The organism is Bacillus sp. HMSC036E02, assembly GCF_001836235.1.
Lineage (GTDB): Bacteria > Bacillota > Bacilli > Bacillales > Bacillaceae_G > Bacillus_A > Bacillus_A cereus.
Map to the genome: position 1 here is coordinate 171,695 of NZ_KV827806.1, position 24,122 is coordinate 195,816.

Here is a 24,122-nt window from a genome sequence, read left to right on the forward strand (position 1 = left end):
GCAAAGTTTGTCTAAATTTTGGAGATTCTATAATTTTTTTCTTCTATATATTGTATACGTTTATAGCTATAGTATAACAAATAAATAAAAAAGTGCCTTTATAACGAGGCACTTTTCGACTGCATTTCTTCTCTTTTCTTTTTCCTCTTACTAACAACCTTTGATAACGCAATACTTACTTCATAAATACAAATAAGCGGCACTGCAACTAAACTATGAGATAAAAAGTCTGGCGGTGATATACAAGATGCAATGATAATTAATGCTACGTAAGCATACCTTCTTATTTTTATTAAAAATTCCGCCGTAAGTATTCCAATACTAGTTAAAAACATTACAACGACTGGCAATTCAAAAATCACAGCAAATGGAACTGTTAAATTAAGTACAAAATGAAAATACTTTTCTGTCGTAAACATCGTATTAAACATTTCATTACCTATCGTAGTTAAAAAGTGAAATAGAAACGGCATTACAATGAAATATCCAAAACATAAACCTGCGAGAAATAATATAGACAATACCGGTATATACATTATTGTCATCTTTTGTTCATTTGGATGTAAACCCGGTTTTACAAATAACCAAATTTGTATAGCAGCAAAAGGAATTGTACAAACGATAGCAAATACTGTAGCAATCGAGAAAAAAATCCACAATACATCACTTGGACCGAGAACAGTTAATTTCATTGGTAAATCTTTTACAAGCCAAAAATAAATATCCTTTGTAAAAGTAAATCCAATAATTAAAAATAGTACAAAGGATAACACCGTATATATTACTCTTTTTCGAAGCTCAACAATATGTTCTACTACGCTCATTTCCCGATCTTCCATCTCGTTCACCACACTTTATTTATCCATTACAAGGAAAATACACTACATTTTTTCTTTCTTTTCCTTTTCTTGAAATGCGTCATCTGTCAATTCTTTCGTTGATTTTTTAAACTCTTTTAACGTTTCCCCTAAAGCCTTCCCGATTTCCGGCAATTTTTTAGGTCCAAATAAAATGAGTACTGCTACTAAAATTAAAATTAACCCTGGAAAGCCAATATTTGAAAACATTTCCCCATCCCCTTTATTAGTAGTTTCCTTGTCCTACTATTACATAATTTTATTTTGTCAAAAAAGTTTGAAAACGTCAACAAATCCATTGTCTTTTGTCAAAAAAATTCAAAAATATAATCAATTATACAAATTTCATTTTCTATTGCTCTTGTGTATGATATGGTAAGGGAAATGACATATTATTTTATGATAGTAGAAAGGATTTGCATTATGACTGAAAAAATGACACGAATGACCCAATTTGTAAAAGAAGAAATTGCAAATGCAATTACACATGGTATCGGTGCCATTTTAAGCATCCCTGCCTTAATCATATTGATTATTCATGCTTCTAAGCACGGTACCGCATCAGCTGTAGTTGCATTTACTGTTTATGGTGTAAGCATGTTCTTACTGTACTTGTTTTCAACATTGCTACATAGCATTCATCATCCTAAAGTAGAAAAAATATTTACTATTTTAGATCATTCAGCCATTTACTTATTGATTGCTGGCACGTATACTCCTTTTCTACTTATTACACTTCGTGGCCCATTAGGATGGACGTTGCTTGCTATAATATGGACACTAGCAATCGGAGGTATCGTCTTCAAAATTTTCTTTGTACGTCGCTTTATAAAGGCTTCAACTTTATGTTACATCATTATGGGTTGGCTCATAATCGTTGCCATTAAACCACTTTATGAAAATCTAACTGGACATGGTTTTTCACTACTTTTAGCAGGTGGAATTTTATATTCTGTCGGAGCTATATTCTTCCTTTGGGAAAAGCTACCTTTCAACCATGCCATATGGCACCTGTTCGTTTTAGGTGGTAGTGCGATGATGTTCTTCTGTGTACTCTTTTATGTCTTACCTACAGCATAATAAAAAAGGATTCAGCTTACTATAAGCTGAATCCTTTTTTATTACTTATGTAATTGTGATGCGATAACTTCCTGTGTATGCTTCGTTAATTCTTTAATATCCATATTCGCATAATCTTCAGGTGTAATCGGCTTAGAAATTGTTACTGTTGCATGAGCTGGCTTCATACGATTTCCATTCGCTTCAAACATCTTATATGTACCATCTAACGTTACAGGTAAAATTGCTACACCTGACTTTACTGCAAGATGAAAACTACCAGCCTTAAACTCTCCAACTTCGCCGCCCTTACTTCTCGTTCCTTCAGGGAAAATTACGATAGAATGTCCATTCTTTAATAGTTCAATTCCATCTTTAATCGCTTGAAGAGATTGACGACGATCGCTACGATCCATAAATACGCAATTCATAAGTTCCATCCAAGTTGGTACAACTGGGAACTTTTTAATCTCTGCCTTTGAAACGAATCCAATTGGTTTATTTAAGTAACCTAGTAAAACAGGGATATCCATATTACTTTGGTGATTACTTACAACTAGTACTGGCTTATCTTTCGGAACATTTTCAAGTCCTTTCACTTCTACTGCCCCTCCAGCTACACGTACCATTTTCTTACCAAACCAATTTGTCGTTTTATACACAGCATTGTCTTTTTCTTTTGGCGCCATCGTATTTACTTGTCTTTTAAGACGCCACATTCTCGGTGTAATCGCAATTACGATTAAAATTAAATAAAAGATTTTAAAAAACGTTTGAATCATACAGAACCCCCACCTATTATCATTCCGACCTTCATTATACTAGACAAACGAAGGAAAAAGAAGAAAAAAAGTCCAAACAGCAAGTGTTCGGACTTTTTAAGCATTCTATATTAGAAACGTTTTGCTAATTCACGAGCATTAGCAATTGCTGCTTCTTTAATTTCTTGTGCTTTTTCAGGGTTTGCATTCATGCCTTCAACTGCAATATATTCAGTATCATTCACACCGACAAATCCTAATACAGTCTTTAAGTGATTGCGACCGAAGTCTACAGCTGCGTATGCTCCTTCAGAATATACGCCACCTGTTGCTTGAATGTGAAGTGCTTTTTTACCTTCTAATAAGCCGACTGGACCATTTTCAGTATATTTGAATGTTTTACCTGCGATTGCTACGTTATCTAAGTATGCTTTTACTACTGGTGGATAGCTAAAGTTCCACATTGGAGTTACGAATACATAACGATCTGCATTCATAAATGTTTCTAAGTTTGTGTTCATTGCTGCTACTTTTTGTTGTTGAACTTCAGTTAAAGCTTCAAAGCCTTCACCTGCTGCAAATTTACCCCAAGCAGCAAATACATCTGCATCAATTGCTGGTACTGTAGTGTTGAATAAATCAATTGTTACAACTTCGTCTTGTGGATGTTCGTTTTTATAAGCTTCGATGAAAGCCTCCCCTACTGCCATTCCGAAAGAACCTTCTGCTGAATTTGGATTTGCTGTAATAAATAGTACTTTTGTCATTGTATTCTCTCCCTTTTTTCTCTTTATCTTCAATTCAAGATTTGTTTTTTAAAAGTTAATAACTTACCTTATGTAAGTATAATACAAAAAGTTTTAATCAATGTCAATAAAAAATAGCTACTTTTTTTTCGTAAGTTAATGATTTACTTTGTTTCCTTAAAATTTAGTATACAGATATTAAGAATTCTTTCGTATAAAAAGGCTACCTCTACAACTTATAGAGATAGCCTTCTATTACATATTATTTTTGAAATACATGTTTTACTTTTTCAGCTGGAATATTACTCCCGCCTCTACCTTTTACATCTTCAATCATCATTGTAATGACCATATCTGGTGAATTTAAATCAAATGCAGCGAACCAACCTAGTTCTTTTCCTTCGGCCTCTTTTGATACTTTTAATTCCGCTGTACCTGTTTTTCCAGCAAGAGTCATACCATCAATTTTAGCAATTTTCCCTGTACCATCTGGATCATTAATTACTTTCGTCATTGCAGTTTTTAATATATCCTGATTTCCTTTAGAAATTACATTTTCTTTCCAAGCTTTTGGTTGTTTATCTGTTTTAATAATATACGGTGACGGAATCGTTCCATCATTTACAATCGGCGCATACGTTAAAGCTAAATGAAGAGGAGTCATTAATACTTGTCCTTGTCCATATCCCGTATCTGCCATTTGAATATCATTTTTAATGCCGTCATTTGCAATTTTAGAAGCAGGGAATCCATATTCAATTGGTAGTTTCTCATCGAATCCGAATTTTTTCGCTTCACTCATAAACTTGTCTTTTCCGATTTTTAAAGCTTCTTGTGCGAAGTAAATATTATCCGAGTATTTCATCGCCTTATCAAGATCAATCGGATTTGCATCTTTCACACGCGTTACATAGTAATTACCCCAAGAAGAATCTTTTGTCCATTTTAATCCTTCAATTTTCAACTCTTCTTTTGGATCAATCGTTTTCGTTTCAAGACCAATTGCAGCTGTAATAGGTTTAAATACAGAACCTGGTACCGACAATTGTGTAAAGCGATTTGTCATTGGTTTTTTCGGATCATTATTCCAAGCTTCGCGTTGTGCCTTCGATGTCCCTCGTGCAATTATATTAGGATCATATGCTGGACTACTTACTAGTGCAATTGTTTCTCCACTTTTCGGATTAATTGCTGCACTTGAACCAGCTTCGCCCTTCATTTCATTATACGTTTTTTCTTGAACAACACTATCAATAGTTAAAGTTACATTTTCTCCATCAACAGCATCTGTTTTTGCTAAATTTTTAATTTCTTTTCCTTGCGCATCTTCTACAAAGACACGGCCACCTTTTTTACCGCGTAGCTTTTCCTCTAATACTTGCTCTAAGCCAGCTTTACCAACTGGGTCATCAGCTTGATAGCCTTTCTTTTGTAGCGTTTTTAAATCTTCAGCATTTACCTTTCCAATATAACCAGTCAGATGAGCTGCCGCTTCCCCTAACGGATATGTACGAACATTTACAGGTTTTGTTGAAACACCTGGTAAATCAATGTACGTATTTTGTGTTGCCCCTTCAGGCAAAATTCCAATTGGTACGAGATACCCTGGTTTTACCCATTTAGCAGCTAATTTTTGATCAATTTCTTCTACAGACATATTTAATAACTTCGCTACTGTTTCTTTCGTCTGCGGAGCAGTATCGCCTAACTTTTCAGGAATCAACCCGATTTCAGAAGCTTTCCCATTCGTTGCAAGACCTTTTCCATTACGATCGTATATTTCACCACGTTTTGGCTGTGTTGTCTGCATACGCACTTTACTATCTTTCGTCATGCCAGGGAAAATAAAATCAGGAGTCCAATCTATTTTCCAAGATTCTTTATCTCCATCTTTTTCTTTCACCATTTTTGCTTCATGACCAAATGTGATTTTACCACCAACTGTATCCATGCTTACTTTAAAAGGAACAGGACCTTCATCTTTTTTATCTTCTTTTACTTCCCCTGTTCCTACCTTTAAGTCTTTCACTTCGATACCAGAATAAATTTTTTCATATTTCTCAGTAAACTCTTTCTTTGAAATATCTTTTTTTGCATTTTTTGATAGTTGATCATACATATCTGCAAATTTTTGTTTATTCCACGCTTTTACATATGTATCAAACGCTTCTTGTGGTTTTTCTTCTTTACCACATCCAACTAACATGAATGTTAAGCAAAGAAAAAGAATCCCCCATATCTTTCTCAATCGATTCTCCTCCTCTTTCTATATTAGTACTTTTGAAAATTTTAGCATTTTTACATGCTACCTATCATTATAGCACTATCGAATCTCATCTATAAACTTATATTGGTGAATACAAATAAAAAGATTGATGTGAATTCTCACATCAATCTTTTTTATTATTGTTGCTTCTCATATACATGGTAATAATACGTATACGGGTTTTTTTCATCCGTTAAACCTTTTTCTACAAAAATCTCTTTCCAATTTGTCATATCCATTTCTGGGAAGAATGTATCTCCTTCAAATGCATGATGGATTTTTGTTATATACAACTTGTCTACATAAGGTAAAAAGAGATCGTAAATTTGCGCTCCGCCAAAAATAAAAATCTCTTCTTCATTTTTACATAGTTCAAATACTTCTTCTACAGAATGAACAACTTCACAGCCTTCAACATGATACCCTTCATTACGAGTTACAATAATATTACGTCTTCCAGGCAGTGGTCTACCAATCGCTTCATAGTTCTTTCTTCCCATAATAAGCGGGTAGCCCATCGTTGTTTTCTTCACGTATTGTAATTCACTCGGCAAACGCCAAGGTAAATTATTATCTTTACCAATTACTCTATTTTCGTCCATCGCGACCATAAATGAAACAATCATTTTTTCATCTCCTCTACAATTATACTGCAACCGGTGCTTTAATTGCTGGATGCGGATCGTATCCTTCAATCGTTAAATCTTCCATTTCAAAATCAAACACAGATTTCACATCTGGATTTAATGTAAGTTTCGGGAATGGACGTGGTTCACGTGCCAATTGCTTTTCTACTTGTTCAAAATGATTCGTATAAATGTGTGCATCTCCAATTGTATGAACAAATTCTCCTACTTCAAGACCACATTCATGTGCAATTAAATGTGTTAGTAGTGAATAACTTGCGATGTTAAATGGAATTCCAAGGAATATGTCACCACTTCTTTGATATAGCTGACAAGAAAGTTTTCCGTCCGCTACATAAAATTGGAATAATGTATGACAAGGCGGTAATGCCATACTCGGTACGTCTTCAGGATTCCAAGCAGAAACGATTAAACGACGTGAGTCTGGTGTTTTTTTAATCATTTCAATTACATCTTTTAATTGATCAAGTGTCTCACCAGCTGTCGTTTTCCAAGCACGCCATTGTTTACCGTAAACGTCTCCTAAATAACCATATTTATTTGAGAACTCATCATCTTCTAAAACGTTCTTTTTAAACAATTCCATTTGCTCATCGTACTGTACTTTAAATTCTTCATCTTGTTGTGAGCGAAGACCAAAATCAGTCATGTCAGGACCAGTATACTCATCACTTTCTACCCAGCTCTTAAACGCCCATTCATTCCAAATGTTATTATTATGCTGCAATAAATAGCGAATATTTGTATCACCTTTCATAAACCAAAGTAGTTCACTTGCTACAAGGCGAAATGGTACTCTTTTTGTCGTTAATAAAGGAAATCCTTTGCTCAAATCAAAACGCATTTGATATCCAAATACAGATACAGTTCCTGTCCCTGTACGATCTTCTTTCTTCGTACCATGTTCCATTACATGGCGGCATAAATTTAAGTATTCATTTTCAGCATGTTTCATATGTAGGAAAACCTTCTTTCAATCGTATATGGAATTTATCATAACATGAAAAATGGTAAATTTAATAATCTTAATTAATAAAATTTCTTATGCTAATTCTTACAAAATTATTAACTTTCCATATTTTAAAAGGTTTTCATTTTCTATTACCGAAAGTATAGTGCGGTAGATCAAAATTTATATTTGGAGGTTAGAAATATGTCTAAAATTGAAACACCTGTTATGACTTCTTTACAAACCACGGTTGAAAAAATGATGAAGGATTTAAATGTTCCTGGTGTTGCTGTCGCTGTTATAAAAGACGGTGAAGTTATTCTTTCAGAAGGTTTCGGCTATCGTAATATAGAAACAAAAGAGGCTGTTACACCGAATACTCGATTCGCAATCGGTTCCTCAACGAAAGCGTTTGGTACACTTTCATTAAGCTTGTTAGCACAGCAAAAAAAGTTTAATTGGGATGCTCCTGTCCCGTCTTATATACCTAACTTTACTTTATCTGAACTACTTGCTAGCTCACAAGTTACAGGACGGGATTTAGCTTCTCATCGAACTGGAGTGAGTCGTCATGAGACTCTTTGGTACAGTTCTTCCTTATCTCGAAAAGATCTCGTTGAAAAAATAAAACATTTACCACTTGATGCACCGTTCCGGACTGCATTTCTATATAACAACTTAATGTATGCAACAATTAGCTACATTGTTGAAAACATTACAAATCAAACGTGGGAGCAATACACTACAGAACATATTTTAGAACCTTTAAATATGAGACATACAAACTTCTCTGTTAACGATTCACAAACTACAGATGATTACGCTTTACCTTACATTGAAAATGACGGTGAAATAAAAGCAGTTCCATTCCGTAACATCGATACAGTTGGCGCTGCTGGGTGTATTAATTCCACAATTGAAGATATGGCAAATTGGGTACTTCTCCACTTAAATGAAGGAAAATTTGGAGATCATGAATTAATCTCCTCTGAATTATTACAACAAATGTATACACCACACAATTCAATTCCAGACCAACCGGTTTTATCACTCCCTGAATCTCCATTAAATAGTTACGGTCTTGGTTGGTTTATTAGCGCTTATCGTGGTAAAAAAGTGATTCATCATGGCGGTAATATCGATGGATTTTCAGCGCTTGTTTCATTCATACCAACAGAAAACATAGGCCTTGTTATTTTAACGAATGCTGGAGGAACATTACTTCCTACTTATCTCGCTAATCAAATTTATGACGAACTACTTGAATTAGAATCCATTGATTGGCATAAACGTGCTGTAGAAGATACTAAAAAAATGAAGGAAATGATGAAAGAAGCAACTGAATCCCTCCCTGAACAAATTAAAGGGACTACACCTTCGCACAAGTTAGAGGATTATACTGGTACTTTTGAACATCCTGCATACGGAACATTACAAGTATACAAACGAGATGATTCGTTATATGTACAATTTATGGAAATGGATATTCAATTAGGGCATCATCATTACGACATCTTCTCCACAAAAGTTGACTTATTCCAAATGAAAATGAGCTTATTATTCGCTTATGAAATGAATGTAAGTGGTGAATTCCCATCCCTTCAGTTACATGTACCAGCTACATTAAGTACTCAGCCGCTTACATTTAAGAAAATTAAATAAGTATCTTGATGTTAAAAAATAAAGGTAGGTGCGAATCACACCTACCTTTTCTATTTCATATCAATCTTATCTGGTTGAAACCAAATTGGCTTCGATAACTCAAAGTTATTATGATCCTCTAAAACTATAGTAAGACGCTCCAACATATCATCTAACATATGCGGCGCTGCTCGTAATGTCCAGACAACTGAGGAGAAAACTGTCATGCCAACGTACACCGTGTATAATTTCCAGAACTCCTCTGGTATTTTCCTATTAAAGTATCCTTCTATTTGTCCGATTGAATACGGAATACTAATATCCCTTGCAAACAGTGCAATTTTTACGAAATCATGAATTGGGTCGCCCCAGTCATAGCCATTAAAATCAACAACACCTACATATTTTCCATCCCGTACAATTATATTTTCTAAATGAAAATCATCGTGTTGAAATCGATTCGGGCGGCTCTTTAAATATATTTCATTTTCTTCTATAAACTTTATGATTTTATCATCATTTTTTATTTTTATTCCGCATGTTTTATATACCTCTACATATTTACTATGTTTTTTCATAGCTCTTTCATACCATGGAAGTATATCCTTAGGAGCTTCAAATGTATGCATTTTTGCTAAATCTTTTCCTGCCTCTATACCAATATCATATTGTTCTTTTGGTGAATACGTAGGCAATAGCTTCTTCGCATCTTCCCCTTCTAAATATGAAAAAATACTATAGCATACACCTTCTTCTTCCAATATACCTATTTCAATTGGCCTTTGTGCCTGTACGTTACGTTTTACCATTTCATTTAAAATTTGAAACTCTATTTTCTTTCTTTCATACTCTTTTATATCGCCTGTCCGAAATAAATATTTTTCATTATTTGCATTCGTAATTACATATTTCTTATCTGGAGAGAAACCTTTAGAAATTTCTTCAATATTCGCTGCATCTTTTACTATTTGTATATTGCTTTGCCGTGCTGTAATTATCTTCATATCTATTCCCCTTACATTTCTGCATTTGGTGTATAGGCAACTTCTACAATAAATCCATTCGGATCGTAAAAATCAATCGTATAGTAACCTTCCGAATAATGATTCATTTCAATTGGACCACGTATTACCTTCACTTTCGTACTAGAAAGAAAATCTGCTACTTCATCAACTACTTCTCTATGAATAGCTTGATAACAAATATGTCTAGGCCCTAACGTCCTTACAATTTCCTCATCTACTTCTTTAAAGTATATTTCACTTTCTCCTGTGCTATATGCTACTTCATTTAACTTTCTCCACCCAATTATGGAAAACAACTTATTATAAAAAGAAATGGACTCCTCTAAATTTGCTACCCAAAATTCAATATGATGAATGCCTGCTCGCAGTGTATTCATATTAAGAATACGCTCCTTGTACTACTTGCACAATTTCCATCGGCTTATGAACCATGTAATCTGGTGCATCTTTTTTCACTGTTTCAATAACATCATATCCCCAAGATACCCAAATTACGTTCACTCCAGCCTTTTTACACGCTGCTACGTCTCGCTGTTCATCACCGACATATAACATATCTTTCTCTGTTATCTTTTTCGATTTTAAAAATCTTTTTATCATCTTGTCTTTACCGAACAAATTTTTAGAACAATACACTTCTTGTATATTTTCTATATCATTCTTTTGTAAAAACGCCCGAATATGCTCTTCTGAGTTCGATGATATGACTGCAATTCCGTAGCCTTTTTTATGTAGTTCATCTAATACTTCCTTCATCCCATGGAACAAAATAAGATCTTTTATAGCAGGTTGATACAATTTATAAAACTCCAGCGCTAATATCGGTAGTTTATACAGTGGTACATCGAGTTGTTTACATCTCTCCGCCATCGTTAACTTGCGTAAATACTCAATTTCTTCTTCTCTTACCGTTTTATATCCGTGCTTTTCAGCAATTTGATTATAAATTGGTACAAATATATTTTGTGAATCTACTAATGTGCCATCAAAGTCAAAAACAATATATTTTTGCATTCCCATACTCCCTTTGCTTCTTTTTTCTAAACCTATGTTATTCAACAACATGGTTGTCTGTCCCTTCTATAAAAATAAAAAAGAACAAGATTTTCTCTTGTTCTTTTTAAGAAAGCCATTTCGGCGGTACATTCGTATTCCAATAAATATTTCCTAACTCATGATGTCCTGAGTATCCATCATCAAAACGATGATAATGGAAATTAAAATAATAACCATCTTGCGGTGGATGATCTCTTCTTACATGGAAACGCAATAAATCATTTCCTGATTTCGTATCGTAGACATGAAAAATCTTTTCATTATTCCCACCAGCTGGTTTTTGAGAAATCGCTAATGATTGTAGTGAATCTTCTGGTACATCACTAGCAAGCTCAGCAATTGCCTCTTCAATCTTTGGTAATATTACATCTTTAAATTCATCTTCAATTACTGGACCAATTTTAGTACCAAACTTTTGCATCGACTGCTTCTCTGCTTCTTGCATCGCATAAGTAATAAAAGTATCGGTGGTTAACCTGTCATTCGTTTCTTCATATGTATAGGACGTACTCTCCAAACTTTGTTGCCCAGCTGTGCTCGTAGGCTTGTCCGCAGCTTTGGCATTATCAAGCAATATGGAAGGAGGCGTCACTAAACCAAATGTAAATACGGTAATTAATGCGACTAAGGTTTTTCTAAACCAATTTGGCATTTATGTTCCCTCCCCTTTCACTCATTATTTTTTATATAACGGTGGTTTCTTCTATTATACAAAATGATTGTAATTTTTGCACTTTACAATTTTGTTAACGTTCACATATTTTTCACTTGAATATGAAATTGTAAGATTTCATACAATATTAATACCACGATATTGAGGAGGCACTTGAATGACTTTAGATGTCATGTATTCCGCCGCAAGCATACTCGTTTTAGTATATTTTATTTATCAATGTGTTACAGACTAGAAAAAGAGCCGTCAATGGCTCTTTTTTAATGGTAGAAATACAATCCATACAATTAATAAAATAAAAACAACGCTGCCTACCACAGCTGGCAATAAATAAAACTGTGAAAGTATAACTATTCCATATAAAAGTATTGCTGGTAGTAGTAAATAACGATCTGCCTTCCATCTTAACAATAGTAATTTCCCTTCATCACAATATAAACGAAGAAACATCTTATTCGTAAATTCATTCCAATAATCACGTGCATAGCGAGAAATTGCAACTACAGCAAATACGAGAACAATAGCTGCAATCCACCTTGGAGTCATAATTATACTTGCAGTACTGATACATACAATTTGAATATAAAATATTCGTGCAGTACTTGTACGGAAAAATTCTTTCAAAAAAGATTCGACAATACGAGAATCAGCTTTTTTCCCTAAAAGTCTTTTAGAGCGCGGAAACATCCACGGTTTTTTATTCGAACTACTCGGTTTAGCCGCATGACCACCAACTTGCATAATTCCGCTCGTCCAGCGCATGCTTTCCTCCTTTTCTTTCTCGATTTCTTTAAAAAAGAACTTTTTATAATTCATTTTCTCTTTTACTAATACACTACTTAAGAAAATTACTAGACCGATAAATAAAATTGAATACAACGGATTTTTATAAATAAAAAATAAACTAATTCCAAAAAAGGACACGCTCATAGAAAATACTACATTTTTTACAATCCATAAAACCCATCGTTTCCCCACATGTACATGAACAAATCTCGTTAACAACGACAACATAAATCGAAATATAGTAAAGAATACCCAAAATAATAGGACTTGTATCTCTGTTACTTCGATACTTTTCATCAACACCGGTAACATAATAACGACTACTATTATATTCGTTATCGCTATTCGAACAAATGTGTACATCATGCCATACTGGACTAATTTTCGCATATGTGTTGCATACGAAATTAAAAATAAACTATCCGCTTGCTCAAAAAATGAACGAACTCCTCTTGGATATGTTACTAGATAAAATGCGAGTAATCCTAATCCGAAATAAATCGTCTCTTCCGTTGATAATTCATTTATCCATAGCGATCGATAATAGATTCCCATAAATATAAGTGCTGGAATAATAATATATAATGCGACTGTCCAATCTGTTACCGAACGTATAGACTTCCATTTCCGCTGGAGTTCATGGCGTAATCTCTTATAAAATTGTTGTTTAATCATGTTGTTCACGCCTTACAATTACATCAAAGCAGTCTAATAATGAACTACCCGGCATTTCCGCTAATATTTGAATAGATTCTAAATGTCCATCTGCGACTAATGTACCTTGTGAAATGAGTAAAAATCTTTCACAAATTTTTTCAGCAGTATCTAATACGTGCGTACAAAGTAAAATTCCTGCCCCGCGCTCTTTTTCTTTATATAAATAATTTAAAAACTCTTTCGTAGCTACCGGATCTAAACCGATAAAAGGTTCGTCAATGATATAAAAATCTGGCTCAGTTAAAAACGCCAATATTAGCATCGATTTTTGTTTCATGCCTTTTGAAAATTTTGATAAATACTCATGTTTATGCTTATTCATTCGAAAAGTATGTAATAATTGTTCCGCTCGTTCTTCCCAACTTCCCATTTCACTTCCACGAGCTGCCATTAATAATTCAATATGTTCCCAGAGCGTCAAGTAATCATAGTATGTTGGATGTTCTGGTACGTATGCATACGGATTTTTCTTTTCACCGAATGATATTTCACCGTCCATATTTACAAGTAATCCGAGTATCGTTTTAATCGTCGTACTCTTCCCAGCACCATTTGCTCCAATAAGAGCAACTAGTTCACCTTTTTCGATAGAAAAAGCTATATCATGAATTATTTTTTCGCCCATTTCATATCCAGCTGAGCGGATATTTACTTTTAACATGCATTCCCCTTCTTTCCATTTCTAATACAATCAAGGAAAAGAATAACATATAACTATCTATATATCATTATAAAATATTTATTTTCATAGCAGGAAAAAACATTTTTTAACAGAATATTAAATGTTTGATTACATTTTATTGGAGTGGATAATATGTCTTTTCAAATTCGTGAAGCAACGATAGATGATATAGACGCACTTTGTTCTTTAACGAAAGAATTAAAAGGTTCCTCTATTTCCTATGAAGATATGAACAACCGATTACAATTCGTACAAATGAGTCCGTTTGATTTTTTATATGTTTACGAGGAAGAAGAAGCTATATTTGGATTACTTGGATTTCGTATACGTGAAAATTTAGAAGATGTAACACGTTATGGAGAGATTTCAATTATTAGCGTTGATTCTAACATACGACGGAAAGGCATTGGACAAGTGTTGATGGATTATGCCGAGCAATTAGCAAAGAAACATAATTGCATTGGCACATGGCTAGTTAGTGGAACAAAAAGAGTAGAAGCTCATCCTTTTTACAAAAAATTAGGATATGAAGTAAATGGCTACAGATTTGTAAAACATTTTTAAACTACTTATAAATTGAAGGGACTATAACTATGACAAACATTAAAGCAATTTTCATTGATCGTGACGGTACAATTGGTGGTGACACTACAATACATTATCCAGGATCTTTTTCATTATTTCCATTCACAAAAACATCCTTGCAAAAACTAAAAGCTAAAAATATAAAAATTTTCTCTTTCACAAATCAACCTGGTATCGCAGATGGAATTGCAACTGTAGCCGATTTTGTACAAGAATTAGAAGGCTTCGGTTTTGATGATATTTATGTATGTCCTCATAAACACGGTGATGGTTGTGAATGCCGTAAACCAAGTACAGGCATGCTGCTTAAAGCAGCAAAAAAACATGGACTTAATTTAACACAATGTGCTGTAGTTGGTGATCGCTGGACTGATATTGTTGCAGGAGCAAAAGTAAATGCGACTACGATTCTAGTCCGAACAGGCGCTGGATATGATGCTTTGCATACGTACCGAGACAAATGGGCACATATTGAACCAAACTACATTGCAGATAACTTTGAAGATGCAACGAACTGGGTTTTAAATCAACTATAATACAAATGAAGTTTTTGATTCACTCGAAATAATTTAAAACATAGTTTAAATAGCCTTTTTGGCAAATAATTGTCTTCCACAAAACGGATCACCTCAAAAGGTAGCAAGTTCCCTTTTGATACGCAAACATTGCAATTCAAATTATATTTTTTATTAGTAACAGCAATTAACGTAAAGAAGGAATAGCTTAGTGGCTATCCCTTCTTTATTGACTTCTATTATTTACATTTGTTATCTGTTTTTATTGAGTATTCTCATCGTTTTTATACTCCAAAACATCCCCTGGCTGACACTCCAAAGCTTTACATATCGCTTCTAATGTTGAAAAACGAACCGCTTTTGCTTTCCCATTTTTCAAAATAGAAAGATTCGCCATCGTAATTCCAACCTTCTCCGAAAGCTCCGTTACACTCATTTTTCGTTTTGCTAACATGACGTCAATATTAATAATGATTGTCATATCCGCCACCTCAGACCGTCAAATCATTTTCTGATTTTATGTTAATTGCCTCTTGTAGAAGTCGTTGGAGGATAGCAGCAAAAACGGCGATAACGAGCGAAGCAAAAACGATAATGAGTCCCACTAGCCCAATAGGAGGGTCCATTTTTTTCGCTATAAAATGAAAAAGTGGCAAACTTAATACATACAAACCACTGATTGTAATTGCACAGCGCTTTATATTCTTTAACGCCTTTACTGATAATTCCGAGAACGCTGTGTTCTCATCAATGTACTGTAAAAGATTGAAAGCCTGATAAAGAGCAACGTAAAAAGGCACAGCTGCTCCATACATCACAATGAAAACAAGATATTTCATCGGAGCAATATTAGGATACAAATTTGCTGCGAAATTCGCCATTTCCGGCACTAAAAATATGCATAAAGCAAGTACTGAAATTCCAGCAAGAAAAATAATTACTTTTAAGAACGTTGTTGAACTTCGTTTAAGATTCATTTATAATACCTCACTTATTTAATGGCAACATAATTTTATCACAACATTTATTGTTTAACAATAAATAAATATCGTTTTATTTTTGTCATGTTTTTTAATTTAGGCAAAATAAAAAAGAATTTCTCATTACAAAGAAATTCTTTTTCTTGAAAATGTCTCTTTCAACTTAATTTTTTAAAACGTTAATTCGTAATGGAAATAACGATTATCTCTCAAATAACCATTTTCAGCGTATAATCGTTGTGCTGATAAATTATCAATCTCCGTTTGCAGCTTTACACCTTTTGCTCCATTTTCTAATGCGTATTCTTTAGCAGCTTCTAATAATTTTTTACCTGTTCCGGCTCCACGCTTCGCCGCTTGTACAAATAAATCATTTAAAATCCATAATTCTTTCATTGAAATAGAAGAAAATGATGGATATAGTTGCGTGAACCCAATATATTCGCCGTCTTCAACTGCTACGAAAATAACAGACTCTTTTTTCTCAATTCTATTTCGTAAAAATACTTTTGCCCCTTCTAAATCAGAATCTTGCCTATAAAACATACGATAGTTATTAAAAACTGATGCTAGTCCATCTAAATCTGCAATTGTTGCCTCATATATTCTCATTTTACTCCATTCCCCTTCCAATACTGTCTCATTATATCCGTTGCCCATTTAGGCTGGTGTATTTCTTCTGTCGGCATAAACTCTTTCATTATTGGTTTTATATCCAATATAGGAGTGCCATCTATAGCATCTAATCCCTCAACAATAATTGATTTACCTTCTCTTTTGATCACCTTTACAATTGTTACAGCTATGCGATTTGGGCGATTTTTCCCGCGCTGTGCAAAAATACCTACTTCAGGATAATCCTTATTATTTCTAGGATGTCTAGCAAAATACTGAATTTGCTCGTCAGTTACTTTATGAAAATAAAAAACAACTTCAATATGAGAAAAATCTTCAACCCCTTGTATACTCTCTTCTGCATACATTTCAGTTAAAGTTATACGAGATCTTACTTCTCCCCACTCATCATCTTTTATTTCCTTTCTTTCATTATGTACAAATGCGATTGGTTGAACTGAAAACATACGCATTCCCCCTTAAATGTAACCACTTACATTATAAAATATTTTCTGAATGTTTTCCAGATATACGAATAAAGTTTACATAATATAATTATACTCTATCTAGAGCTACCTTGACTGCTTCAATTGCATGTATATGAGTTGTATCAAATATCGGGACAGATACGTTTTCTTGCTTTATTAATAACCCTATTTCTGTACAACCTAATATGATTCCCTGTGCTCCTTTTTGCACTAACTCTTCGATGACTCTTTTATAATATTCTCTAGATTGAGATACTATTTTTCCTAAACATAATTCTGTATATATTACTTTATTTATTTCTTTTCTATTTTTTTCTGATGGTACTATTACTTTTATATTATTTTCTTCTATACGTGACTTATAGAAATCTTGCTCCATTGTATATTTAGTTCCAAGCAGACCAACCTTTTGAATGTCTTTTCTTTTAATTTCTTTTGCAGTTGCATCAGCAATATGTAAGACTGGAATATCAATTTTCGCCTTTATTTTTCCAACTACCTTATGCATTGTATTTGTACAAATGATTATAAAGTCTGCTCCTCCCTTTTGTAATGAATATGCCGCATTCCCTAGAATTTCTCCAGCACCATCCCAATCTCCGCTAGACTGACATCGTTCAATCTCTTCAAAATCCACACTATTAATCAAACATTTTGCTGAATGTAGCCCTCCTAATCTCTCTTTTATTTCTTCATTAATAATTCGATAATATTCAGAAGTTGATTCCCAACTCATACCACCTATAAGACCTATCGTTTTCATATAAACAAACACCTACCTAAAATTTTTTATAAAACTAATAACAACATTTTATTATGTATATTATACACAATAAAACAAGACTTTAAGTTTGGAATATAAAGTCTTGTTTTAACGTATATAGAATAATTGTACTTTCATTTCCAAGGAAATTTTTATAGAATATTCTGAAATTAATAATCTGATATTTTTATAAATTCTTTATACTTATAATTAAAACACTCTCGATACAACTCTTTGATTTCATCATATGATGGAACACGTGGGTTATTAGCTGGGCTACCACTTTCAATTGCATCTGATGCCATTTTAGAGATAGCATTTTCAAATTCAATTTCATCGATACCGTATTCTTTTAAATTTGGAATACGAAGATCATAGCAAAGCTTTTTTATTTCCCCAATCGTATAGTCTGCTACTTCCTCATCAGAATTCGAATACAAATCCTTATTTAAGTTACGTCCAATTTTTGCTAACCTTTTCACTGCACTTGTTTTTGTAAACTCTAACACTGTAGGTAATAGTATGGCATTTGATATTCCATGCGGTACATGAAATAATGCTCCCACTGGCCTTGACATTCCATGAACTAATGTAACTGATGCATTCGAAAATGCAATTCCAGCTTGTAAGGAAGCAATCATCATCGCTTCTCTTGCCTCCATATTATGTCCATCTTCATATGCTATACGTAAATATTTCATAATACTTTCAATAGCTGAAAGAGCAAGTACATCTGTAAGTGGTTGTGAAAATTTAGAAATATAAGCTTCAATCGCATGACATAACGCATCTATTCCTGTTGCTGCCGTAATTTGTGGTGGTAACGAACTTGTCAAAACTGGATCTATAATTGCTACTTTCGGTATAAAACTAGGATGCTTCATCATCATTTTTACATCTGTTTTTTTATTCGTAATTACTGCTACACTTGTAACTTCCGAACCAGTACCAGAAGTTGTTGGAATTGCAATAAGTGGTAGTGGATTGTTTTCTATTTCAATATCCTTTTGGACATAATCCTCAACTTCTCCACCATTTGTATATAAAACCGCTACCGCTTTCGCAGCATCAATACAACTTCCACCACCAATACCGATAATAAAATCGCACTTTTCCTCTTTACAAAGAGATAACGCTTCTAATACGTGTATATTTGTAGGCTCAGCATCCACTTTATTATATGTGCTAACAGTAATACCTTTCTTATTTAGTTGTTGCATACACTTTTCAACATATCCTAATTTCTCCATAATTGTATCAGTAACTATAAAAGCTTTTTTCCCTAACTTTTTTGATTGTTCTCCCAGTTTTTCAAGCGAATTTCTTCCATATAATACCGACTTTGGCATACGAAACTCAGAAACCTCTTGCAAGTCCCCCACCCCTTCTTATCCTAATTAATATTTTATAATATAAATTATCGATTTGATGAATCTTTACGATTCAAATTTTTTAATAGAGTCCTGTTAAAGTATAGAATGCGATAACTAAAAATACAGCAACCGTTTTCAAAATTGTAATAGCAAATATATCTTTATATGACTGTTTATGTGTTAATCCTGTTACTGTAAGAATAGTAATAATAGCCCCGTTATGTGGTAGTGTATCCATTCCTCCTGATGCCATTGATACGATACGGTGCATAACTTCTAATGGAATATCAAATTGATTGGCCGCTGCAATAAATTTATCTCCCATTGCGCTTAATACTATTCCCATTCCTCCTGATGCCGAGCCTGTAATTCCAGCTAAAATATTCGTCGTTACTGCACCATTCACTAACGGATTTGTGAAAGTAGCAGAGATGCCATCTCTCATAATTGCGAAGCCTGGAAGTGCTGCAATGACACCACCGAATCCAAACTCAGCTCCTGTATTCATCGTTGCAAGTAGCGCTCCACCAATACTTGTATTCAATCCAGCTTGGAAACCTGTTACTACTCGCTTCCAATATAATAATAACGTTGTTAAGATCCCTATAATAAGTGCCAATTCTACAGACCAAATTCCTACCACTGCACTTAATTCTACTTTTCCAAATGCTTTCATACCAATTGCAGAAAAATCAAAACCGCTTGGATACCACTTTGGTATCATAATAGTAAACACTTTATTCATTACACCTACTAAAATAAGTGGTATAAATGCAATAAGTTGTTGTGCTCTTGTGATTTCAATGTTATTAATTAATGGCATATTTTTTTGTTCTACTTGCAAAGATGCTGCCATTTCAGTATTTCCATCATTAAAACCAAAATATCCTTCACCTGCTGCTTTTGCCTTCTTACGTCTACTCTCTAAATATAGTAAACCTAATGTAAGAACAAAAATTGCTCCTACAATCCCAAGTATCGGTGCAGCATAAATATCCGTTTTAAAAAATGTTGTAGGTATTACATTTTGAATTTGTGGTGATCCAGGTAGCGCATCCATTGTAAACGTTACTGCTCCAAGAACAATCGTTCCAGGGATTAAACGCTTTGGAATATTAGCTTGTCGAAACAACTTAGCTGCGAACGGATAAACAGCAAACACTACTACATACACACTAACACCACTATACGTTAAAATAGCCCCCATTAATACAATCGCTAATATAGTACGTTTTTCACCAACTAACTCAATAATTGTTTTTGCGATAGAATCTGCAATTCCTGACATTTCCACTACTTTTCCAAATATTGCTCCTAATAAAAACACAGGAAAATATAATTTTATAAATCCAACCATTTTCTCCATAAAGATATTAGAAAAGAAAGGTAATACATAACTAGGTTCTGTCAAAAATACTGCAAATAATGCAAATATCGGCGCGAATAAAATAACAGAAAAACCTCTGTATGCTACGAACATAAGTAAACTTAGTGCTAATAATATAATAACTAACTCCAATTTTACCCCTCCATTAAACAGAATATTCTAAATTTTATTGATAAATTTCTACTAAACTTTTAATTCTGACATCCCTCCTCTTATTCATACAAATTTTTATGCTAAAAATGTCTAATTATAATTATTCGATTACATATGAAAAATCCCTTTAAACAGAAACGAATTCATCGTCATACGTTATAAAGGGATTGCTAGAATCTATATTTACTGCTGTATTAAATTTTTCTCTACATAAAAATGATACAGTTCTTCAACATCTTTCACTATGTAGGTCGCACTAACTTCAGTCAGTTCTTTTTCACAGCCATAGCCATATAAAACACCAATTGAAGCAATTCCATTCTGATTCGCACCTATTATATCGTGCTTTCTATCACCAATCATTATCATTTCTTCTTTATTTAGTTCTTCATGTGTTTGTAAAATATGAGCAATTATTTCTTCTTTTTTTATTCTCGTACCATCTAAATTACTTCCAATGATGTCTTCGAAATAATTCGTTAATTGAAAATGCTCTATAACTTGTTTCGCAAATACAGTGGGCTTTGAAGTTGCTACGAATATGCGATTCCCTGAACTTTTTAATTGTTGCAAGAGCTTCAGAATCCCCTCGTATACATTATTTTCAAACAATCCACGCTGCTTTAAATACTCACGGAAGTAAAAAACAGCACGTTCAACCTCTCCTTCACTCATATTATATCTCTCTATGAATGATTGCTGAATAGGAGGACCTATAAATGAATCTAACTCACTTATATGTACTTCTTCAATTCCTACTTTTTTTAATGCATATAAAACCGAGTTTACAATCCCTTCTTTCGGATCCGTTAAAGTTCCATCTAAATCAAATAGAAATGTTTTATACATGCTTCATTCCTCCACTTAATTTGCTGTATAAATAAGTGCTAACATCTCTTCCACTTCTCCCTATTATACTATTATTATCTATTTTTTCGAAAAATCAATTTCCATATGTCACATACTTTCAGTTACAAAATACGATAGATATGATACAGTAAAAAAGTTACAATTATTTTAATAGAAACTGGTGAAACAAATGTCAATTACGTTAATTTTTATAATGGCTTTCACAATTGTGATCCACGCAGTTGAAACAAGCTCTTATAGTATTCGATTAGCTGGAGTACGTTTAAAGAAGATTGCGGTTGCCTTGTCTGTTGTAGGAATGGTGTTACTTATTTCAAGAACATCAAACTTACTACAAGCCTTTTTAATCGGTGGTATTGTCGATGAAGCAAAACTAGATTCTTCTATTAATTTAGAGCATATTATACGACTCGTACTATTATCGGCTTCTATCGGTACATTAATCGCGATCATTCTTTATCCAACTTTGACAAAATTATTTGGATATGTCATTCAAAACTTTGAAACAGACGGTTCTTTCATTCGAATGATGAAAACGAATAACATTCAAAAATTAAAGTACACAAAAAAATATGTCCGTTTTCCAAAGTTAGAAATGATTCATAGACTGCGTATCGGTGGTATTCCAAAGCGTATTATGCTTATTAACATGTTTGCTACTGCTATTTATACAGCAGGGGTACTTTCAGCCCTTTACGCTTCTTTTTTAAATCCAGATTATGCAACAAATGCAAGTACAGCTTCTGGCCTTGTAAATGGTTTCGCCACTATTTTATTAACTGTATTACTCGATCCACGCATTGCTCTTTTAACAGAACGTGCTCTACAATCAGAAAGCGGTGCTGAATCTATGAGTAAAATGTATGGTTGGCTAATGATTTCTAGACTTCTCGGCACATTATTAGCACAACTGCTATTTGTACCAGGTGCTTACTGGATTTTATGGATTATTGAACTGATGCATTAATTTACTAGAAAGGTGAATTTATCAATGAAGATCAAAACAGAGAAAGATATAATTCGCTTAATAGAAAACGACGAATGGATGATGAATGTATTACAAATGGCAAAACCACTAGAGCTACCTGATTGGTGGATTTGTGCCGGATTTGTTCGTTCTAAAATTTGGGATACTTTACATGACTATGAAGCGAAAACGGCTATGCCTGATGTTGATGTGATTTATTATGATAGTCTACATCAAGATGAGATATACGAACAATCATTAGAAACGAAATTAATGAATATTGATGCTACTATCCCTTGGTCTGTAAAAAATCAAGCTCGTATGCATGTAGTGAATAATATGCCACCATATTCTTCTTCTGTTAATGCTATTTCTAAATTCCCTGAAACAGCAACGGCTTTAGGAGTTACACTTGATGAACTAAACAACGTTATCTTAACAGCCCCATGGGGTATTGAAGATGTCCTTTCCTTACAAGTGAAACCAACAGCTCATTTTCTTGAATCGAAAGAACGATTACATATGTACAAAAACAGAGTTATAAAAAAGAATTGGCAAAGTAAGTGGCCTAACATCACAATCACATATCCAGAAATTTAGAAAGGGTGCCTCTCATTTATAGAAGCACCCTTTTCTTCATTTCAAAAAATGTATGACTGTTTCTGCAAATCTATCTGCTTCCTCATAATGAGGTGAATGACCGCTCTCTTCAAATACGATATACTTGCCGTTTCGGGCATCTTTATTAAATGTTTTAATTTGTTCTTCACACGTTACTACATCATGTTTTCCTACTATTAATAACATTAGATTTTGTACATCTTTTATTTTTGATAATAATGATGTATGACATGCTCTCTCTAATTTTAATCTATCAAAGTGAATTTTGGAGCGATTTGAAAATATTTCCCACTCTTCATCACTGTATAAACTCTCATCTGTCCTATCTTCCTTATTATTGTAAATCTCCATTCTTTTTTCTTCTAATTCAGCGCTTAATCTTATATAAGCTTCTAACAACTCTTCTGAACTAGCATCGCTAGATGAATAAGCAAAGCATTCTTTTGCTATTTCTTCTTTTCCATACTTTTTTAATAAATGCCCTGTCTTTTGTAACAAAGCCCTACTTGTTAATGCAAAATTAAAAGTTGGTCCTTCAAATATTATTTTCTCTATTGAACTTGGATATATCGACGCATAAAGCAATGCTACATATCCACCGAAAGAGTGTCCAATTATAGACCACTTCTCCATTTGTAATACTTTTTTTAATTCCTCACAGTCTTCAATCAAATCATTTAATCCAAAAGCTTCGTCTTCAGTAATTTCTTCTGAGCGACAAACACCTCTTTGATCTATCATAATTACATATAGAGAATCTTTTAAACGTTCCGCTTGATGAAATGAAAAATCATAACAACTTTCTCCTGGTCCACCATGCAAGTATAAGACTGGCTTATTTTTAGGATTTCCATGTGTTTCAACGTATAGCTTTTTCCCTCTAATATTCATATATTTCCCTGCTTCTATCAAATTTTTCTTTATGATCATCACCCCTTTT

At 33.5% G+C, this 24,122-nt stretch carries 28 protein-coding genes; 6 read left to right on the forward strand and 22 right to left on the reverse strand.

The window, feature by feature from the left end:
- Positions 1 to 98: 98 nt before the first annotated feature.
- A complete protein-coding gene (gene tatC / locus HMPREF2590_RS03145) occupies positions 99 to 839 on the reverse strand; it encodes a twin-arginine translocase subunit TatC (protein WP_000390120.1) in 741 nt (246 codons plus the stop codon).
- A gap of 42 nt (positions 840 to 881) precedes the next feature.
- Positions 882 to 1,067, reverse strand: a complete 186-nt coding sequence (locus HMPREF2590_RS03150) for a twin-arginine translocase TatA/TatE family subunit (protein ID WP_000492443.1) — start codon at positions 1,065 to 1,067, stop codon at positions 882 to 884.
- Positions 1,068 to 1,280: 213 nt separating this feature from the next.
- On the opposite strand from HMPREF2590_RS03150, the gene trhA reads away from it, so the two are divergent.
- The gene (gene trhA / locus HMPREF2590_RS03155) at positions 1,281 to 1,937 is read left to right on the forward strand and encodes a PAQR family membrane homeostasis protein TrhA (protein ID WP_000136889.1); all 657 of its coding nucleotides are present in this window, start codon (positions 1,281 to 1,283) and stop codon (positions 1,935 to 1,937) included.
- Positions 1,938 to 1,978: 41 nt separating this feature from the next.
- Here trhA and HMPREF2590_RS03160 read toward each other — a convergent pair whose 3' ends face one another.
- From HMPREF2590_RS03160 to HMPREF2590_RS03180, 5 genes are all read right to left on the reverse strand, one after another.
- Complete coding sequence (locus tag HMPREF2590_RS03160; RefSeq protein ID WP_000616577.1) at positions 1,979 to 2,698, reverse strand: lysophospholipid acyltransferase family protein; 720 nt, start codon at positions 2,696 to 2,698, stop codon at positions 1,979 to 1,981.
- 110 nt (positions 2,699 to 2,808) lie between these two features.
- Positions 2,809 to 3,444 (reverse strand): FMN-dependent NADH-azoreductase, encoded by a 636-nt coding sequence (locus HMPREF2590_RS03165; protein WP_000170025.1) that lies wholly within the window; start codon positions 3,442 to 3,444, stop codon positions 2,809 to 2,811.
- A 241-nt stretch (positions 3,445 to 3,685) separates the two neighbouring features.
- Complete coding sequence (gene pbpC, locus HMPREF2590_RS03170) at positions 3,686 to 5,671, reverse strand: penicillin-binding protein 3 (RefSeq protein ID WP_001227252.1); 1,986 nt, start codon at positions 5,669 to 5,671, stop codon at positions 3,686 to 3,688.
- 155 nt (positions 5,672 to 5,826) lie between these two features.
- Complete coding sequence (locus HMPREF2590_RS03175; protein WP_000637218.1) at positions 5,827 to 6,315, reverse strand: dihydrofolate reductase; 489 nt, start codon at positions 6,313 to 6,315, stop codon at positions 5,827 to 5,829.
- A gap of 19 nt (positions 6,316 to 6,334) precedes the next feature.
- Positions 6,335 to 7,291 carry a thymidylate synthase gene (locus HMPREF2590_RS03180; RefSeq protein WP_000679609.1) on the reverse strand — a complete coding sequence of 319 codons (957 nt, stop codon included), beginning with the start codon at positions 7,289 to 7,291 and terminating at the stop codon, positions 6,335 to 6,337.
- Between the two features lie 198 nt (positions 7,292 to 7,489).
- Here HMPREF2590_RS03180 and HMPREF2590_RS03185 point away from each other — a divergent pair, with 198 nt between their 5' ends.
- Complete coding sequence (locus HMPREF2590_RS03185) at positions 7,490 to 8,947, forward strand: serine hydrolase (protein ID WP_000034352.1); 1,458 nt, start codon at positions 7,490 to 7,492, stop codon at positions 8,945 to 8,947.
- A gap of 50 nt (positions 8,948 to 8,997) precedes the next feature.
- Here the strand turns inward: HMPREF2590_RS03185 and HMPREF2590_RS03190 are convergent, their stop codons facing one another.
- The 6 genes from HMPREF2590_RS03190 to HMPREF2590_RS03215 all read right to left on the reverse strand — a co-directional run bounded on the left by HMPREF2590_RS03190 (position 8,998) and on the right by HMPREF2590_RS03215 (position 13,844).
- Positions 8,998 to 9,930 carry an aminoglycoside phosphotransferase family protein gene (locus HMPREF2590_RS03190; protein ID WP_000692082.1) on the reverse strand — a complete coding sequence of 311 codons (933 nt, stop codon included), beginning with the start codon at positions 9,928 to 9,930 and terminating at the stop codon, positions 8,998 to 9,000.
- 11 nt (positions 9,931 to 9,941) lie between these two features.
- Positions 9,942 to 10,328 carry a VOC family protein gene (locus tag HMPREF2590_RS03195; RefSeq protein WP_001094668.1) on the reverse strand — a complete coding sequence of 129 codons (387 nt, stop codon included), beginning with the start codon at positions 10,326 to 10,328 and terminating at the stop codon, positions 9,942 to 9,944.
- 1 nt (position 10,329) lies between these two features.
- Positions 10,330 to 10,965 (reverse strand): HAD family hydrolase, encoded by a 636-nt coding sequence (locus HMPREF2590_RS03200; RefSeq protein WP_001987851.1) that lies wholly within the window; start codon positions 10,963 to 10,965, stop codon positions 10,330 to 10,332.
- 106 nt (positions 10,966 to 11,071) lie between these two features.
- Positions 11,072 to 11,659: a YpjP family protein gene (locus tag HMPREF2590_RS03205; RefSeq protein ID WP_001134421.1), complete on the reverse strand. Its 588-nt coding sequence runs from the start codon at positions 11,657 to 11,659 to the stop codon at positions 11,072 to 11,074.
- Positions 11,660 to 11,926: 267 nt separating this feature from the next.
- Positions 11,927 to 13,141, reverse strand: coding sequence for an ABC transporter permease (locus HMPREF2590_RS03210; protein WP_000595456.1), 1,215 nt, complete (start codon positions 13,139 to 13,141; stop codon positions 11,927 to 11,929).
- On the reverse strand, positions 13,134 to 13,844 hold the full coding sequence (locus HMPREF2590_RS03215; protein WP_000921914.1) for an ABC transporter ATP-binding protein: 711 nt from the start codon (positions 13,842 to 13,844) through the stop codon (positions 13,134 to 13,136). Before HMPREF2590_RS03215 ends, HMPREF2590_RS03210 begins: the two co-directional genes overlap by 8 nt.
- A gap of 153 nt (positions 13,845 to 13,997) precedes the next feature.
- Here HMPREF2590_RS03215 and HMPREF2590_RS03220 point away from each other — a divergent pair, with 153 nt between their 5' ends.
- Complete coding sequence (locus tag HMPREF2590_RS03220) at positions 13,998 to 14,429, forward strand: GNAT family N-acetyltransferase (RefSeq protein ID WP_000009776.1); 432 nt, start codon at positions 13,998 to 14,000, stop codon at positions 14,427 to 14,429.
- Positions 14,430 to 14,458: 29 nt separating this feature from the next.
- Positions 14,459 to 14,986 carry an HAD-IIIA family hydrolase gene (locus HMPREF2590_RS03225; RefSeq protein WP_000181772.1) on the forward strand — a complete coding sequence of 176 codons (528 nt, stop codon included), beginning with the start codon at positions 14,459 to 14,461 and terminating at the stop codon, positions 14,984 to 14,986.
- Between the two features lie 241 nt (positions 14,987 to 15,227).
- Here the strand turns inward: HMPREF2590_RS03225 and HMPREF2590_RS03230 are convergent, their stop codons facing one another.
- The 8 genes from HMPREF2590_RS03230 to HMPREF2590_RS03265 form a co-directional block, all read right to left on the reverse strand.
- The gene (locus tag HMPREF2590_RS03230) at positions 15,228 to 15,446 is read right to left on the reverse strand and encodes a helix-turn-helix domain-containing protein (RefSeq protein WP_000152535.1); all 219 of its coding nucleotides are present in this window, start codon (positions 15,444 to 15,446) and stop codon (positions 15,228 to 15,230) included.
- 10 nt (positions 15,447 to 15,456) lie between these two features.
- Complete coding sequence (locus HMPREF2590_RS03235; RefSeq protein ID WP_001050149.1) at positions 15,457 to 15,942, reverse strand: DUF2975 domain-containing protein; 486 nt, start codon at positions 15,940 to 15,942, stop codon at positions 15,457 to 15,459.
- A gap of 174 nt (positions 15,943 to 16,116) precedes the next feature.
- Positions 16,117 to 16,557 (reverse strand): GNAT family N-acetyltransferase, encoded by a 441-nt coding sequence (locus HMPREF2590_RS03240; protein ID WP_001223866.1) that lies wholly within the window; start codon positions 16,555 to 16,557, stop codon positions 16,117 to 16,119.
- Complete coding sequence (locus HMPREF2590_RS03245) at positions 16,554 to 17,027, reverse strand: SAM-dependent methyltransferase (protein ID WP_000493253.1); 474 nt, start codon at positions 17,025 to 17,027, stop codon at positions 16,554 to 16,556. The genes HMPREF2590_RS03240 and HMPREF2590_RS03245 overlap by 4 nt, the downstream gene beginning before the upstream one ends.
- 88 nt (positions 17,028 to 17,115) lie before the next feature.
- Positions 17,116 to 17,811, reverse strand: a complete 696-nt coding sequence (locus HMPREF2590_RS03250; protein WP_000848571.1) for an aspartate/glutamate racemase family protein — start codon at positions 17,809 to 17,811, stop codon at positions 17,116 to 17,118.
- Positions 17,812 to 17,981: 170 nt separating this feature from the next.
- Positions 17,982 to 19,184: an iron-containing alcohol dehydrogenase gene (locus HMPREF2590_RS03255; RefSeq protein WP_001158663.1), complete on the reverse strand. Its 1,203-nt coding sequence runs from the start codon at positions 19,182 to 19,184 to the stop codon at positions 17,982 to 17,984.
- A 79-nt stretch (positions 19,185 to 19,263) separates the two neighbouring features.
- A complete protein-coding gene (locus HMPREF2590_RS03260) occupies positions 19,264 to 20,703 on the reverse strand; it encodes a GntP family permease (RefSeq protein WP_000424327.1) in 1,440 nt (479 codons plus the stop codon).
- Positions 20,704 to 20,907: 204 nt separating this feature from the next.
- On the reverse strand, positions 20,908 to 21,573 hold the full coding sequence (locus HMPREF2590_RS03265; protein WP_000278479.1) for an HAD family hydrolase: 666 nt from the start codon (positions 21,571 to 21,573) through the stop codon (positions 20,908 to 20,910).
- Positions 21,574 to 21,763: 190 nt separating this feature from the next.
- Between HMPREF2590_RS03265 and HMPREF2590_RS03270 the strand changes: the two genes are divergently transcribed.
- Positions 21,764 to 22,561, forward strand: a complete 798-nt coding sequence (locus tag HMPREF2590_RS03270; protein ID WP_000028915.1) for a lipid II flippase Amj family protein — start codon at positions 21,764 to 21,766, stop codon at positions 22,559 to 22,561.
- A 24-nt stretch (positions 22,562 to 22,585) separates the two neighbouring features.
- Positions 22,586 to 23,161 carry a nucleotidyltransferase family protein gene (locus tag HMPREF2590_RS03275; RefSeq protein ID WP_000695355.1) on the forward strand — a complete coding sequence of 192 codons (576 nt, stop codon included), beginning with the start codon at positions 22,586 to 22,588 and terminating at the stop codon, positions 23,159 to 23,161.
- Positions 23,162 to 23,197: 36 nt separating this feature from the next.
- Here the strand turns inward: HMPREF2590_RS03275 and HMPREF2590_RS03280 are convergent, their stop codons facing one another.
- Positions 23,198 to 24,073: an alpha/beta fold hydrolase gene (locus HMPREF2590_RS03280; protein WP_002098510.1), complete on the reverse strand. Its 876-nt coding sequence runs from the start codon at positions 24,071 to 24,073 to the stop codon at positions 23,198 to 23,200.
- Positions 24,074 to 24,122: the final 49 nt, after the last annotated feature.